General features: G+C 70.5%; 17 protein-coding genes. 9 read left to right on the forward strand and 8 right to left on the reverse strand.

What is annotated here, in order from left to right; all coding sequences use genetic code 11:
• Nucleotides 1-6 precede the first annotated feature (6 nt).
• Entirely contained in the window at nt 7-1,578 is a 1,572-nt protein-coding gene (locus ACFWV3_RS12320; RefSeq protein WP_382411160.1) for a hypothetical protein, read from the forward strand.
• On the opposite strand, the gene ACFWV3_RS12325 is transcribed toward ACFWV3_RS12320, so the two are convergent.
• From ACFWV3_RS12325 to ACFWV3_RS12355, 7 genes are all read right to left on the reverse strand, one after another.
• Nucleotides 1,571-2,263 (reverse strand): phosphotransferase, encoded by a 693-nt coding sequence (locus ACFWV3_RS12325; protein WP_382411161.1) that lies wholly within the window; start codon nt 2,261-2,263, stop codon nt 1,571-1,573. The two genes, ACFWV3_RS12320 and ACFWV3_RS12325, sit on opposite strands and share 8 nt — an antisense overlap.
• A complete protein-coding gene (locus ACFWV3_RS12330; protein WP_382411162.1) occupies nt 2,263-2,997 on the reverse strand; it encodes an SDR family NAD(P)-dependent oxidoreductase in 735 nt (244 codons plus the stop codon). The genes ACFWV3_RS12325 and ACFWV3_RS12330 overlap by 1 nt, the downstream gene beginning before the upstream one ends.
• Nucleotides 2,998-3,085: 88 nt before the next feature.
• Entirely contained in the window at nt 3,086-3,676 is a 591-nt protein-coding gene (locus ACFWV3_RS12335; protein WP_382411163.1) for a TetR/AcrR family transcriptional regulator, read from the reverse strand.
• A gap of 9 nt (nt 3,677-3,685) precedes the next feature.
• A complete protein-coding gene (locus ACFWV3_RS12340) occupies nt 3,686-3,937 on the reverse strand; it encodes a hypothetical protein (protein ID WP_382411164.1) in 252 nt (83 codons plus the stop codon).
• Nucleotides 3,930-5,513 (reverse strand): Na+/H+ antiporter, encoded by a 1,584-nt coding sequence (locus ACFWV3_RS12345; RefSeq protein ID WP_382411165.1) that lies wholly within the window; start codon nt 5,511-5,513, stop codon nt 3,930-3,932. The genes ACFWV3_RS12340 and ACFWV3_RS12345 overlap by 8 nt, the downstream gene beginning before the upstream one ends.
• Nucleotides 5,514-5,532: 19 nt before the next feature.
• A complete protein-coding gene (trxA, locus tag ACFWV3_RS12350; protein ID WP_382411166.1) occupies nt 5,533-5,841 on the reverse strand; it encodes a thioredoxin in 309 nt (102 codons plus the stop codon).
• Entirely contained in the window at nt 5,832-6,218 is a 387-nt protein-coding gene (locus ACFWV3_RS12355; RefSeq protein ID WP_382411167.1) for a MerR family transcriptional regulator, read from the reverse strand. The genes trxA and ACFWV3_RS12355 overlap by 10 nt, the downstream gene beginning before the upstream one ends.
• 67 nt (nt 6,219-6,285) lie before the next feature.
• Between ACFWV3_RS12355 and ACFWV3_RS12360 the strand changes: the two genes are divergently transcribed.
• The 8 genes from ACFWV3_RS12360 to ACFWV3_RS12395 all read left to right on the forward strand — a co-directional run bounded on the left by ACFWV3_RS12360 (nt 6,286) and on the right by ACFWV3_RS12395 (nt 13,414).
• A complete protein-coding gene (locus tag ACFWV3_RS12360) occupies nt 6,286-6,768 on the forward strand; it encodes an NUDIX hydrolase (RefSeq protein ID WP_382411168.1) in 483 nt (160 codons plus the stop codon).
• Between the two features lie 98 nt (nt 6,769-6,866).
• On the forward strand, nt 6,867-7,709 hold the full coding sequence (locus ACFWV3_RS12365; protein WP_382411169.1) for an LLM class flavin-dependent oxidoreductase: 843 nt from the start codon (nt 6,867-6,869) through the stop codon (nt 7,707-7,709).
• An 11-nt stretch (nt 7,710-7,720) separates the two neighbouring features.
• Nucleotides 7,721-8,992 (forward strand): LLM class flavin-dependent oxidoreductase, encoded by a 1,272-nt coding sequence (locus ACFWV3_RS12370; protein ID WP_382411170.1) that lies wholly within the window; start codon nt 7,721-7,723, stop codon nt 8,990-8,992.
• Between the two features lie 239 nt (nt 8,993-9,231).
• The gene (locus ACFWV3_RS12375) at nt 9,232-10,083 is read left to right on the forward strand and encodes an amino acid ABC transporter permease (protein WP_382411171.1); all 852 of its coding nucleotides are present in this window, start codon (nt 9,232-9,234) and stop codon (nt 10,081-10,083) included.
• Nucleotides 10,080-10,817 (forward strand): amino acid ABC transporter ATP-binding protein, encoded by a 738-nt coding sequence (locus tag ACFWV3_RS12380; RefSeq protein WP_382411172.1) that lies wholly within the window; start codon nt 10,080-10,082, stop codon nt 10,815-10,817. Before ACFWV3_RS12375 ends, ACFWV3_RS12380 begins: the two co-directional genes overlap by 4 nt.
• 13 nt (nt 10,818-10,830) lie before the next feature.
• Nucleotides 10,831-11,766, forward strand: a complete 936-nt coding sequence (locus ACFWV3_RS12385; protein WP_382411173.1) for an ABC transporter substrate-binding protein — start codon at nt 10,831-10,833, stop codon at nt 11,764-11,766.
• A gap of 15 nt (nt 11,767-11,781) precedes the next feature.
• The gene (locus tag ACFWV3_RS12390) at nt 11,782-12,234 is read left to right on the forward strand and encodes a winged helix-turn-helix domain-containing protein (RefSeq protein WP_382411174.1); all 453 of its coding nucleotides are present in this window, start codon (nt 11,782-11,784) and stop codon (nt 12,232-12,234) included.
• Between the two features lie 307 nt (nt 12,235-12,541).
• Entirely contained in the window at nt 12,542-13,414 is an 873-nt protein-coding gene (locus tag ACFWV3_RS12395; RefSeq protein WP_382411175.1) for an aminoglycoside phosphotransferase family protein, read from the forward strand.
• Here the strand turns inward: ACFWV3_RS12395 and ACFWV3_RS12400 are convergent.
• Nucleotides 13,391-14,209, reverse strand: a complete 819-nt coding sequence (locus ACFWV3_RS12400) for a helix-turn-helix domain-containing protein (RefSeq protein ID WP_382411176.1) — start codon at nt 14,207-14,209, stop codon at nt 13,391-13,393. The two genes, ACFWV3_RS12395 and ACFWV3_RS12400, sit on opposite strands and share 24 nt — an antisense overlap.
• Between the last annotated feature and the right edge of the window lie 49 nt (nt 14,210-14,258).

A 14,258-nucleotide genomic window follows, 5' to 3' on the forward strand; every position in this document is an offset into this window, starting at 1 on the left:
CGGGCCATGGCTGACGAGAAGACGGTGCTGATCGGCCGCTGTGGCCCGACGGTGATGCTGCCCAAGCAGGGCAGCAAGGTCGTGCCGCTGCGCCGGAGCGAGCCGCTGCGGGTGGACGTCGCGGGTGGCGGGCCGGTCGGGCTGGCCTACGCGTGCACGCTGAAGTCGTTGCTGGGGGACCAGGTCGCGATCCGCGTGCACGACCGCCGGTGGATGCGCCGGGGCAACCGCGTCGTGTGGCGCGGCACCGCCGAGGGCAACAACCGGCGCGAGCAGGTCGTGACGTGGCAGTCCAACGTGTGGGCGGCGCTTCCCGAGGCCGTGCAGCAGCGGCTCTTCACGCCCGGCAAGTTCTCCGAGATGTGGCCGCTGGGGCCGGACTCGCCCGCGTCGAAGGGGCGTCCGCGCAACATCAAGATCCGCTGGATCGAGGACTGCCTGCTCGACATGGCGCAGGACGTCTACGGCATCGAGGTCGTGCCCGCCGCGTACGAGAAGCCGGCGCGCTGGGACGGTCTGCACGTGCTGGCCATCGCGGACGGCGCCCGTTCCGCCACCCGCGACTCGTTGAAGGACCACTTCGGCACGCCGAGCCGGGAACTGTTCTCCGTGGACGGTTCGCCGCTCGACGAGCGGGTGCTCGGAATCCGCGTCACGGCGAAGGTTCCTGACGAGCACACCGTGCCGTTGACGGTGGGGCAGAACAGGTTCCTGTTCAACTCGCTCGGCGGTGGCTTCATCAACATGCGCCTGACCGCCGAGGAGGCCTCGGAGATCGTGGCGCTCGGCGAGAGCGGGCCGGTGTCGTGCATCGGCAAGTTCGGGTGCGCGATGCGTCCCGACAACGGCCGGTTCGTGTGCGACCGGCACCGCGCGGTGTTCAAGCCGTCCGTCGACCGGCTGTCGTTCCTGTGGCCGCGGATCCTCGACGGCCTGCGGTTCTTCGGCGTTGGTGTGGCCGATGTCGTGGCGATCAACTCGTTCACGCTGGGCATGCAGCAGATGTCGAAGTTCACCGCCCAGCTCGCGCCCTCGACGTTCGGGTTCCTGCTCGGCGACGCGGCCAACTCGCTGCACTTCTGGCCCGGCCGCGGCCTGAACACGGGTCTGAAGAGCGCGCTGTCGCTCGCCGTGAACCTGCAGAAGCGCTGGCGCGGCAAGGCTTTCCGCGCCGCCGACTTCGCGCAGCACGAGGGGATCATGCAGCAGCTGCAGTACCGCGAGAAGTCGCGCGCCTGGACGACCATGCTGATGCCCGACTCCGAGGGCACCCCGCGCGGCATCGAGGACCGCATCCGCGAGGGCCTCGTGGGACCGTACGACCGCACCGCGCTGGTGAAGACGCTGTACCAGCGCGTCCTGGAGGTCAAGAAGCGCCTCGGCGACCGGATGGGCTCGCTCGCCACCGACGAGTGGTACTACGGCCGGATCAACGCGATGGACACCCGGACGTTGAAGGTGATGGTCGAGTCCGGGGCGTGGATCACCCGCGAGATCGGCGGCGAGGAGGTCGAGATCCCGTCGGCCGAGATCACGACCCCCGAGCCGGTGCGCCGCGGGTTGTCGCTGGTCAGCTGAGCCGGCGCCGGTGCTCGCGCACCCAGTCGCGCGCGGCACCGATGGCGGCGGGCACGCCGTGGTCCCGCAGCCCGACCATGGCCGGGTCGCCCGCCGCGGCACCGGTCTCGATGCCGCGGCGGCAGCGGTCCTGCCACCAGAGCACGGTGTCGACGACCTCGCCGCGGTCGGCGAACCCGTAACCGTCGCAGATCACGCCGATCATCCCGGCCGCCTCGGTCACGTCGACCGTCGTGCGGCCCAGGTCCGGGTACTGCCAGCAGATGTGTGCGAGGTCGTGCACACGTTCGCCGGGGGCGGCCAGGTCCCAGTCGACGAACGCCACCGGACTCCCGTCGCGGTAGACGGTGTTCTTGGGCGCCAAGTCGTTGTGGCACACCACCGAACCGCCCGCGGCGAGGTCGGTGCCCTCCGTCAGGTCGTGCATCCGACGGGCGAGCGCGGCCACCTCCGCCAGGTTCGCGTCCGTCCTCGCGAACGCCTCGTCCCTCCAGGCCGCTTCGCCGTCGACGAAGCTCAGGACCTCACGACCCTCGGCGTCGACGCCGAGGAACAGAGGGGCGCCGGGCCAGTCGCCGAGGTGGCGGAGCAGCTCGTGCACGTAGGACGAGCGCGCGTGTCGTGGCCTGCGGACGGTCCCGCCGACCCGCACCACCGCGTTGATCCAGCCACCCGGCAACGACATCAGACCTGAGCGTAGCCGCCGTCCACGGCGAGGTCGGCGCCGTTGACGTAGCTCGACGCGTCCGAGGCGAGGAAGACGGCCGCCGCCGCGATCTCCTCCGGCTCCGCCATGCGACCGAGCGGGATCGTCGCGTCGGCACCTTCGAGCGCGTCGGTCGGGAGCAGGTCGAGCAGCTTCTGCGTGCGAGTGGCGCCGGGGGAGAGCACGTTGATCCGGTACTGCCCCTTGCCCGCGCCGTGGGCGAAGCCGCGGACCAGGTTGCGGATCGCGGCCTTGGTCGCCCCGTACGCCGGCATGAACGGCTCGGGCCGCGTGCCCGCCGTCGATCCGGTGAGGATGATCGACGCGCCCGGTGCGAGCAGCGGCAACGCCTTCTGCACGGTGAACAGCGAGCCCTTGACGTTGGTGGTGAACAGGGCGTCGAACTGCTCCTCGGTGATCTCGCCCAGTGGTTCGATGCTCCCGATCCCGGCGTTGGCGACCAGGACGTCGATCCGGCCCGCCCGCTCGGCGACCGTCGCGTAGAGCCGGTCGAGGTCGTCGAGCTTGCCCACGTCGGCACGGACTCCGGTGACTTCGGGACCGAGCTCGGCCTCGGCCTCGTCGAGCTGCGCCTGCCGCCGTCCGGTGATGAACACCCGCGCACCCTCGGCCCTGTAGGCCCGCGCGATCGCCAGCCCGATCCCCGAGTTGCCCCCGGTCACGACCGCGACCTTGTCCTTGAGCACGTTCACGGCTTGCCCTCCTGGTTGTTGACTGATTGGTCCATAACACTCGCATGTGGACCGACCGGTCAAGAACCGGTGGGAAGCGTCACGGTGCTCAGTTCGCGGGAATAAGTCCGGCGAGCAGGGCCTCGGCCATCGTCGACAGGACGGCCGGGTCCTGGCCGATGCGGCCGAGCACGACCAGTCCGAGCTGCCCGGCCAGCACGGCCCTGGCGGTGAGGTCGGGGTCGAGCCGGGCCGCGATGTCGCCTTCGCGTTGCGCCCGTTTGACGGCCTCCGCCAGCACGGCGGAGGTCGCCGCGTAGCTGCGCCGTGCCTCCGCCGCCACCTCGGCGGTGCTCGCCGACAGCTCCATCGCGGTGTTGGCGAGCAGGCAACCGCGGCGGGCGTGTTCGCCACTGGGGTCGCGGAACGAGCCGAGGACGAACTCGCGGACCACGTCGACACCGCGGTCGGCCTTCTCCAGCCACGCGCGCAACATGCGGTCGTTGGCCTCGTCGTACTCGCGCAGCACGCGCAGGAACAGGCTCTGCTTGTCGCCGAACGCCCCGTACAGGCTGCCCTTGCCGAGGCCGCTGGCCGACATCAGGTCTTCGAGCGACGTGCCCGCGTACCCCTTGTCCCAGAACGCCGCCCGCACGGCCGAGAGCACGCGTTCCTCGTCGAACTGGCGTGGTCGCGGCATGAGCCGAGGTTACCCATAGTGGACCGATCGGTCCAAGCGGGTCGGTGACGGGTGCGCGAGGTCGGTGTTGTCGAGGACGACGGTAGCGCGGCCGGCCGGTCCGACCTCGTCGAGGTACCGGCGGCTCGCGGCGTGGTAGCGCCGGGCCCGAGCGGGGTGGTGGAAGCCGTTCACCGCCACCCGCTCCGGATGGCCGAGCCGCACGGACGCGAGGTGGTCGGCCACAGTGCCCAGCGCATGGTCCCGGGGCGTGTCACTCATCGTCGACCTCGCGCCGGGACAACCGCACCTCCTCCACGTCCAGCTTCCGCTGGATCGTCCGCAGCACGATGTCGTCGATCGCCTCCTCGTCCCGCAACCGCACCACGGTCGCCCGCTTGTGCGCGATCAGCTCCAGCCGCAGCGCCGCGTACTCGAGCTCGGCCTGCGCGATCTCCTCGTCGCCCGCGGCCTTGCCCCGCACGACCTCCCTGTGGTGCTCGTACTCGGCCAGCACCCGCTTGTAGACGACGTCGGACACCCCGACGCGGTCGGCGATCGCGGGCAGGGCCTCGTAGGCCTCCTCGGACGCCGTCGTCTGGGCGAGGTGCAGCTCCTCGTCGAGCGCCGTGTCCTCGGGCAGCCGGGAGAGGCGGATGATCGACGGCAGCATGATCGACTGGACGACCAGGGTCACCAGGACCACGCCCGACGTGATGAGGACGATCTCCTCGCGGAACGGGAACGGGCCGCCGCCCACGACGGTCTCGGGCACGGCCAGCGCCGCCGCCAGCGACACCGCGCCGCGGAAGCCGGCGGCCGAGGTCACCAGGCGCTGGCGGGCGCCGACGCGGCGAAGCCGTTGCTGGGGACGGCGGTCCAGGGCGCGGATGATGTACGGCGTGGTGTAGCTCCAGAGCAGCCGGGTGCCTGCCACGGCCAGCGCCACCAGGCCGATGGCGCCGAACGTCGCGAGCGTCTCGGAGCCGTCCAGCGAGCGCAGCGCGCTGTGGGCCTGGAGTCCGATGAGGACGAACAGGGCGCCGTTGAGCAGGAACGTGGCGATGCCCCAGAACGCGTAGCTGACCTGCCGGGTGTCGGCGCGGATGAGGCGCGGGCCGACGCGGGCCAGGGCGAGACCGCAGGTCACCACGGCGATCACGCCGGAGCCGTGGATCGTCTCGGCGAGCAGGAACGCGGCGAACGGGGTCAGGATGCTGACGACCGTCTCGTGCAGCGGGTTGTCGAGGCGCTTGCGGACCTGCACGGCCAGCCAGGCCACCACGAGTCCCGCCGCGGCGCCGCCCGCGTAGGAGAGCAGCAGCCGCAGCCCGACCATGCCGGTGCTGAACTCCGCCTCGCCGATCGTGATCGAGACGGCGATCGCGTAGATCACGAGCGCGGTGCCGTCGTTGATCAGCGACTCGGCGCGCAGGATCGTGGTGGTGCGGCGCGGCATGCCCCGCGCGATCGCCGAGACGGCGGTCGCGTCGGTGGGGGCCAGCGCCGCGCCGAGCACCCAGGCCGGACCCCAGTCGAGGCCCAGGGCGTGGGCCACGGCGGCGACGGCCGCGGCGGTGGCGAGGACGAGCAGCGTGCTGAGCAGCACGATCGGGCGCAGGTTGCTGCGGATCTCCCGCAACGACGTGTTGAGACTCTCCCAGTACAGCAGGGCGGGGAGGAAGATCAGCAGCATCGCCTCCGGCGGGAGGCTGACCTCCTCCAGGGCGGGCACGAAGCCGAGCAGCGCGCCGCACACCACGAGCAGCACCGGGGCGGCCACGCGCAACCGCCCCGACGCGACGCTGCTCGCCAGGATGCAGACGCCCAGCACCACGACCAGTTCAAGACCGAGCATGGGCTAAAAGATAAGCGGCTCACGCACTCAGCGCGTCATCCAGTTCCGCCAGCAACCGGGACTTGGGCCGCGCTCCCACGATCTGCCGGATCGGCACGCCGTCGCGGAACAGCAGCATCGTCGGCAGGGACATGACCTGGTAGTCGCGGGCGGTGGCGGTGTTCTCGTCCGCGTTGATCTTGAGCACCGTCAGGTCGGCGCGTTCGCGGCCGATCTCGTCGAGCACCGGCGAGAGCATGTGGCACGGCCCGCACCACTGCGCCCAGAACTCGACGAGCACGGTCCCGGTCCGGGTGCTCTCGGCGAAGGTGGCGTCGGTCAGCTGCACGGGAACTCCTCAGGGTCGGCCACGAGGCACGGGTCTTGGAAGGCGAGTCTGGCCAGCAGGAACTCCCGGACCGCGGTGAGCCGGTCCAGGCAGGCGTCCACCTCGGCGAGCTTGCGCCGGTAGACCTCCCGCGAGTCGGGACACGAGTCGCCGGAGGAGTGCCCCGCCCGCAGGCACGCCACGAACGGCCGGGTGTCCTCCAACGACAGCCCGACGGCCTGCAACGACTGGATCTCCCGCACCAGCCGCAGGTCGTGCTCGCCGTACTCGCGGTAGCCGTTGGCCGCGCGCCCGGCCTCCAGCAGTCCCTCGGACTCGTAGAACCGCAGCGCACGGGTGGTGGTGCCGGCCCGCTTGGCCAGTTCGCCGATCCTCATGACCGAACGCTAAACCTTGACGTGCGCGTGAAGGCAAGACCGGCGCGGCGGGTGCGAGGATCGGCCGGTGGACGAGGAGATCATCGGGCCGGGGGTGCGCCTGCCGGACATGGCGCCGGACGAGGTGTGGGTGGTCGGGGCGGTGGTCCTCGACGCGGACGGGCGCGCGTTCGTCCAGTTCCGCGGGCCCGGGCGGAGGTTGTTCCCCAGCACCTGGGACGTCGTGGGCGGTCATGTCGAGGACGGCGAGACCGTGGTGCGGGCGCTGCGCCGCGAGATCGCCGAGGAGACGGGCTGGGCGTTGCGCCGGGTGGTCCACGACCTCGGCACGTCCGCGTGGGACGCGGGTGACGGGATCGTCCGCCACTCGGCCGACTTCGTCGTCGAGGTCGACGGCGACCTGAGCCGGCCGGTCCTGGAGTGGGACAAGCACCCGCGCTTCGCGTGGGTCGGCGTCGACGACCTGCCGCTGTTGATGGAGAACCGGGCGCCCGATGACACGGCGGTCCACGACGTCGTGGCCAGGGCGCTGCGTCGGCGACCCGGCTGAATATTCCCGCCGAGCCAAGGTTTCCCACCCAGTGGCCGCCCCAGCGCCGACCCCCGCGCCCGCAACAGAATGCGGGGAAAACGACGAGAGGGGGACCGGTGGGCTCACGACTGCACCTGGCCGTCGCGCTCCAGGCGACCGGCGACGAGGCGTACAGCGCGAAGCACTGGGCCGGGCTGGTGCGCGCGGCCGAGGACGCCAAGCTCGACTTCGTCACGTTCGACGACTCGCTCGACGGGCGGCCGGGACTGGACGCCGTCCTCACGGCTGCCCGGATCGCGCCGTTGACCTCGCGGATCGGGCTGGTGCCCACGGCAGTGGTGACGCACACCGAGCCGTTTCACGTGTCCAAGGCGATCGCGACGCTCGACTACGTGAGCAAGGGCCGCGGCGGCGTCGCGCTGACGGTCGCCGAGAACCCGGCGGTGGCACGGCACTTCGGGCGTCGGGACGACCTCACCGACCTGTGGGACGAGGCCATCGACTACGCCGAGGTGCTGCGCCGGCTGTGGGACAGCTGGGAGGACGACGCCGAGATCCGCGACGTGGCGACCGGCCGGTTCATAGACCGCGAGAAGCTGCACCACATCGACTTCGAGGGCCGCTGGTTCTCCGTGCGCGGGCCGTCGATCACGCCACGCCCGCCGCAGGGCCATCCGCCGATCGCGGCGACGGAACCGGTGGGGGACATCGTGTTCTCCGACCGACCCTCGGTCAGCGGGCTCGTCTTCCGGGACGTCGACGCCTCCACGCCGGTCGACCAGCTGATCGCGTGGCACGCCGAGGGGTTCGCGGGCTTCCGCCTGCACGGCGATCTCGCGCACATCACCCGGGTGCTCGTCCCCGAGCTGCAACGCGCTGGCGTGTTCCGCACCGAATACGAGCACACGACGTTGCGCGGCCACCTCGGCCTCACCCGTCCCGCCAACCAGTTCGCCTGAAGGAGCGCGAGATGACCAAGCAGATCCACCTCGCCGCGCACTTCCCCGGCGTGAACAACACGACCGTGTGGAGCGACCCGGAGGCGGGCAGCCACATCGAGTTCGACTCGTTCGTCCACTTGGCACGGACCGCCGAGCGGGCGAAGTTCGACTTCTTCTTCCTCGCCGAGGGACTGCGGCTGCGCGAGCAGGGCGGCGAGATCTACGACCTGGACGTGGTCGGCCGGCCGGACACGTTCACCGTGCTCGCCGCACTGGCCGCCGTCACCGAGCGGCTCGGGCTCGCCGGCACGATCAACTCGACGTTCAACGAACCGTACGAGGTGGCCCGGCAGTTCGCCTCGCTCGACCACCTGTCGGACGGCAGGGCCGCGTGGAACGTCGTCACGTCGTGGGACGCGTTCACCGGCGAGAACTTCCGCCGCGGCGGGTTCCTGAAGCAGGAGGACCGCTACACGCGCGCCGAGTCGTTCCTGCGCACGGCGTGGAAGCTGTTCGACACCGGCGTCGGCGAGTTCGCGCACCAGGACCAGCACTTCGACATCAGCGGCACGTTCGGCGTCCCGCGCTCGCCGCAGGGCCGGCCGGTGATCCTGCAGGCCGGCGACTCCGAGGAGGGCCGCGAGTTCGCCGCCGCCACCGCCGACGCGATCTTCTCCCGGCACGGCACGCTGGAGGCGGGGCAGAGGTTCTACGCCGACGTGAAGGGCAGGCTCGCGAAGTACGGCCGCACCTCCGACCAGCTGGTGGTGCTGCCCGCGGCCACGTTCGTCCTCGGCGACACCGACGCGGACGCCCAGGAGAAGGCCGCGGTCGTGCGGCGGCAGCAGGTCAGCGGCGCGACCGCGATCCGGTTCCTGGAACAGGTGTGGAACCGCGACCTGAGCGCGTACGACCCGGACGGCCCGCTGCCCGAGGTGGAGCCCCTCGCGGGGGAGAACACCATCGCCAAGGGACGGGCGAGCGTGCGGATGTTCAAGGACCCCGCCGCGACCGTGCGGGAGTGGCGGGAGAAGGCCGCGGCCAAGAACCTCTCCATCCGCGACCTCGTGATCGACGTGAGCGCGCGGCAGACGTTCATCGGTTCGGCGGACACCGTCGCGACGCAGATCGACGACCTCGTGCAGCAGGACGCGGCGGACGGGTTCATCCTCGTGCCGCACGTGACGCCCGGCGGCCTCGACGAGTTCGCCGACACCGTGGTGCCGTTGCTGCAGGAACGCGGTGTGTTCCGGGAGGACTACACAGGTCCGACGCTGAGGGAGCATCTCGGACTCCGATAGTTGTTCAGCAAGTGGACGTCCTTGCCCAGCCGATTCGCCGGAACTTAACGTGAGCGTCGTTGAGTGAGTGCTCTCCTGGAAGAGCGCAGGGAGGGGAGGACAGGATGGCCGTCTTCGCCACGATCATCCTGTCCTCCCGCTGCCACAACGACTGTACGAGCTGATCTCTCGTCCGGCTCGCCTCACGTTCCCCGCCGCAGCAAGGACTCCCCATGGCCTCTCCCGGCACGCTGACGCTTGTGTCCACAAAGGACGATGATGACCCGGCCTCGTTGCAGGTCGTGCCGGCACGGCACCCGTGGCGCTGGGTCGGGGTCGCGTTCGTGCTGGTCCTGGCGGTGCAGTTCGTCCACGGGCTCGTCACGAACCCCGCGTGGGACTGGCCCACGTTCGCCCGCTACTTCACCGCCCAGTCGATCCTGACCGCCGTCGGCACGACCATCCTGCTCACGGTGCTGGGCACCGGGCTCGGGTTCGCGCTCGGCATCGTGGTCGCGGTCGTGCGGATGTCGAAGAGCCCGTTCCTGCAGGCGGTGGGCTGGACCTACATCTGGGCGTTCCGCTCGATCCCGCTGATCGTGCAGCTGCTGTTCTGGTTCAACATCTCCTACCTCTACCAGCGGCTGAGTCTCGGCATCCCGTTCGGGCCGGAGCTGGTGAGCTTCGAGACGATCGAGCTGATCAGCCCGCTGGGCGCCGCGGTGCTCGGCCTCGCGCTGCACCAGGCGGCGTACGCGGCGGAGATCGTGCGGTCCGGCGTGATCTCGGTCGACCGCGGGCAGCTGGAAGCGGCGGCCTCACTGGGCATCCCGCGGTTCCGCCAGTTCCGCAGAATCGTTCTGCCGCAGGCGATGCGCTCGATCCTGCCCAACGCGGCCAACGAGGTGATCAGCCTCTTCAAGGGCACCTCGGTCGTGTCCGTGATGGCGATCGGCGAGCTGTTCTACCAGGTGCAGGTGATCTACGGCCGCAACGCGCGGGTCGTGGCGCTGCTCATGGTCGCCACCGTCTGGTACATCATCCTGACCACCCTGCTCTCGATCGGCCAGCACTACGTCGAGCGCTACTTCGCGCGAGGAGACCGCCGATGATCGAGGCGCGGATGATCGAGGTTTTGGGCGTGCACAAGAGCTTCGGCTCGCTGGAGGTGCTGCGCGGAGTGTCGCTGGAGGTCGCGGCCGGCGAGGTCGTCGTGGTGCTCGGGCCGTCCGGGTCGGGCAAGTCGACGTTGCTGCGCACGATCAACCACCTGGAGAAGGTCGACCGCGGGTTCATCACGATCGACGGCAACCTGATCGGCTACCGGCGCCGCGGCGACAAGCTCCACGAGCTCAAGGAACGCGAGATCCTCAAGCAGCGCAAGGACATCGGGTTCGTCTTCCAGAACTTCAACCTGTTCCCGCACCTCACCGCGCTGGAGAACGTGGCGGAGGCCGCCGACCTCGCCACCGCGCGGGAGTTCCTCGACCGGGTCGGCCTCGCGGACAAGGCGGGCTCCTACCCGCGACAGCTCTCCGGCGGCCAGCAGCAACGCGTCGCGATCGCCAGAGCCCTCGCCACGCGACCGAAGGTCGTGCTGTTCGACGAACCGACCTCCGCGCTCGACCCCGAGCTCGTCGGCGAGGTGCTGGACGTGATGCGCGACCTCGCGCGGTCCGGCACCACGATGGTCGTCGTCACGCACGAGATCGGCTTCGCCCGCGAGGTCGCCGACCGGGTCGTGTTCATCGACCAGGGCGTGATCGTCGAAGAGGGAACACCGGCCGCCGTGCTCGACCACCCCGTCCACGACCGCACCCGCGCGTTCCTGTCCAAGGTCCTCTAGCAAGGAGTCCGTTGTGCGCAAAACACTTCTCGTCGCGCTCGCCCTGGTCCTGGCCGCGTGCGGGACGGCCGAGAGCGAGCCGTCCACCAGCGGCGGCACGAACCTGAACGTCAACCTCGGCCCCGACCAGAACCGCGTGACGGCCGCGAAGGACGACAAGATCGCCTCGAAGGTTCCGGAGAAGTTCAGATCCAAGGGCGAGCTCAGCATCGGCGGGGACGCCGGCACATCACCACCACTGCGCTTCTACGCCACCGACGACAAGACCGTCATCGGCGTCGAGGCCGACATCGCGACCCTGATCGCCGACGTGCTGGGCCTCAAGCCCAAGATCGAGGTCTCCTCGTGGGAGAACCTCTTCGTCGGCCTGGACAGCGGGGCCTACGACCTCGGCCTGTCGAACATCACCGTCACCGAGGCGCGCAAGGAGAAGTACGACTTCGCCACCTACCGCCTCGACACGCTGGCGTTCGAGGCGAAGAAGGGCGGCAGCTGGAAGGTGAAGGAGCCCAAGGACGTCGCGGGCAAGGTGATCGCGGTGTCCTCCGGCACGAACCAGGAGAAGATCCTCGTCGACTGGAGCACGAAGAACGTCGCCGCCGGTCTCGCCGCCACCGACATCAAGTACTACCAGAAGGCCTCCGACTACTACCTCGCGCTGCAGTCCGGCCGCATCGACGCCTACCTCGGCCCGAACCCCACCTCCGCCTACCACGCGGCCACGTCCGGCCAGACCGAGGTGATCGGGAACTTCTCCGGCGGCGCCACCGTCCAGGGCAAGATCGCCGCGACCACCAAGAAGGACAGCGGGCTCGTCGGCCCGGTGCAGGAAGCCCTGAACCAGCTCATCGCCAACGGCAAGTACGCCGAGGTGCTGAAGCGCTGGGGCCTGTCCGACGAGGCGGTGCCCACGTCGGAGATCAACCCCCAGGGCCTGCCGAAATCCTGACCGAGGAGACGAGCCATGCGGTTCAGCATCACCATCGACACCGAGAACGAAGAGACCGCCATACGGCTGCTCGCGGCCATGAAGGACGTGGGCCTCGTGCAGTCGCCCGCGGAGCCCGTGGCAGAAGCGGAGGTCCGGATCCTGCCGCACACCAGACAGGTCCTGCTGCGCGACGAGGTCGTCGAGACGACCCGGCTGGAGTTCGAGCTGCTGCTGCACCTGTGCAAGCACCCGGACCGGGTGCACCGGCGCCGTGAGCTGCTGTCGGCGGTGTGGGGGATCGACGACGACTACAGCGGCGCCCGCACGGTCGACGTGCACGTGCGGCGGGTGCGGCAGAAGCTCGGCGACGTCGCGGACGTGATCCAGACCGTGCGCGGGGTCGGGTACCTGGTGGCGTCCAGCAGCCGGGTGCGGGTGGAGGGGGCGCCGAACGTGGTGCGGCTGGCGGACCGTCGCGCGGGATGACGGACGAGGGTTCGCCGGCGGGTGAGAGGCCGGGCGCCGGTGCGGTGGCGGCGCCGCTGGACCGCGGAAGGGAGTGCTCCCGTCGAGCCGCCGACAGAGGACGGTGCCGGGTGGCGGGAAGCTGGGACGGCGCGCCTTGGACGATGCCCGTCTTTCGCATGACGGAGGCGCGCTTCTTGGCTGAACCGCACCGGTCCGGCGTCATCTCACGGCTTCCCCGGTGCGCATGTCCGTTCGAAAAGGAGTTGCCCGCCCTCGCGGACCCGGTGTTGCATGCGACGACACCGGTTCTGCGGGGGAGTGGTTGATGCACCAGGGCGAGATCGCGACGGACGCGTCCCTCGTGGACTCCCTGATCCGCTCGCAGTTCCCGCGCTGGCGAGGACTTCCCATCACTCAGGTGCGCCACGGCGGCACCAACAACGCCCTCTACCGCCTCGGCGACGAGCTGGCGGTGCGGCTGCCGCGCATCGGGTGGGCCAAGGACGAGGCCGAGCGGGACTTCGGCATCGTGCCGCTGCTCGCCCCGCACCTGCCGGTCGCCGTGCCGGAACCGCTGGTGCTGGGGGAGCCCTCCGAGGAGTACCCGTTCCGGTGGACCGTGGTGCGGTGGCTGCCCGGTGACATCTCGACGATCGGCGAGGTCCGGGAGAGCACGCCCGTCCGGCTCGCCGAGTTCGTCCTGGCGTTGCAGGAGATCGACGCCGGTGGCCGGGAGTGGACCACCTACCGCGGGCGGCGCGATCACTCGAACAGCGACGAGCAGGTGCGGGCCTGCATCGCCGAGCTCGGCGGTGACCCGAGGCTGTCCGCGTTGTGGCAGCAGGTGCTCGACGCGCCGCGCTGGGAGGGGCCCGGGCGGTGGCTGCACGCCGACCTGCACCGGGGCAACCTGTTGTTCACCGAGGGCGAGCTGACCGGGGTGGTCGACTGGGGCTCCGCCGGCGTCGGCGACCCGGCAGGCGATCTCATGACCGCGTGGTTGTTCCTGGACGCGAAGGGGCGGGCGCGTTTCCGGGCTGAGCTGCGCGAGTTCGACGACGCCACCTGGCTGCGGGCGCGCGGGTGGGCGTTGCAGATGGCGGTGGTCGCACTGCCGTACTACCGCGACACCAACCCGTTCCTCGCCGGGATCGCCCGGCACGTCCTCGACCAGCTACTGGCGGAACGCTCCTGGTGACGTGCCCGTCTCCCGGAGGAAGAACTTCGTGAAGTTGGTGGCCTCGCTGAACCCCAGCCGGTGCCCGATCGCCGCCGACGACAGGTCGGTGTGCACGAGCAGCCGTTTCGCCTCCAGCGCCACGCGGGCGTCGATCAGCGCCTTCGCCGTCCGCCCGGTCGCCGCCAGGCAGATGCGGTTGAGGCTGCGCACCGAGTAGCCGATCGCCGCCGCGTACTCGGCGGCGTTGCGCGACCGGGCGAACGTGCGCTCCAGCTCCTGCTGGAAGCGATGGAACCGCTCGTCGGCCTGCGCGGGCGCGTCACCGGGCAGGCGCGCGACGCGCAGCAGCAGAGCGCCCAGCAGCTGCCGGAGCAGGTCCAGCGGCTCGTTGGTCAGCAGGTTGCGGCGGTACTCCTGCCGGAGGTCCTGCACGGCACGGACGAAGACCGCGCGGTCGGCCTCCGGCACGGTGTGCCGGACCGGTCCGAACGGGGTGAGCGAGTGGGTCGCGAACGCCGGGGTGTGCAGCACCAGGAACGCCTCCGCGTCGCCGGCCGGCAGGCGCAGCACGCGACCGGGGCCGACGTGCAGCAGCGTGCCCGGCCCGCAGTGGTGGGTCACGAAATCGACCATGACCTCCGCCTCGCCGGACGTGATCAGGAACAGCTGGTGGAAGTCGGTGCGATGCACCCTCGTCAGCGTGTCCGCGCTGAGCCTGCGCCGGAGTGCGGCGAGGTCGAGCACCTCGAGACCGAGCCGGCCGCGGTCGGGGTTGCTGAACCCGAACTCCGCCACCTGTCCGCTTTTGACCATGGTGAGGCGTGATCCTACCTCGTTCCCGGTGCTCCGCCGGGACATGCTT

It is taken from the genome of Lentzea sp. NPDC059081 (assembly GCF_042738015.1).
GTDB lineage: Bacteria > Actinomycetota > Actinomycetes > Mycobacteriales > Pseudonocardiaceae > Lentzea.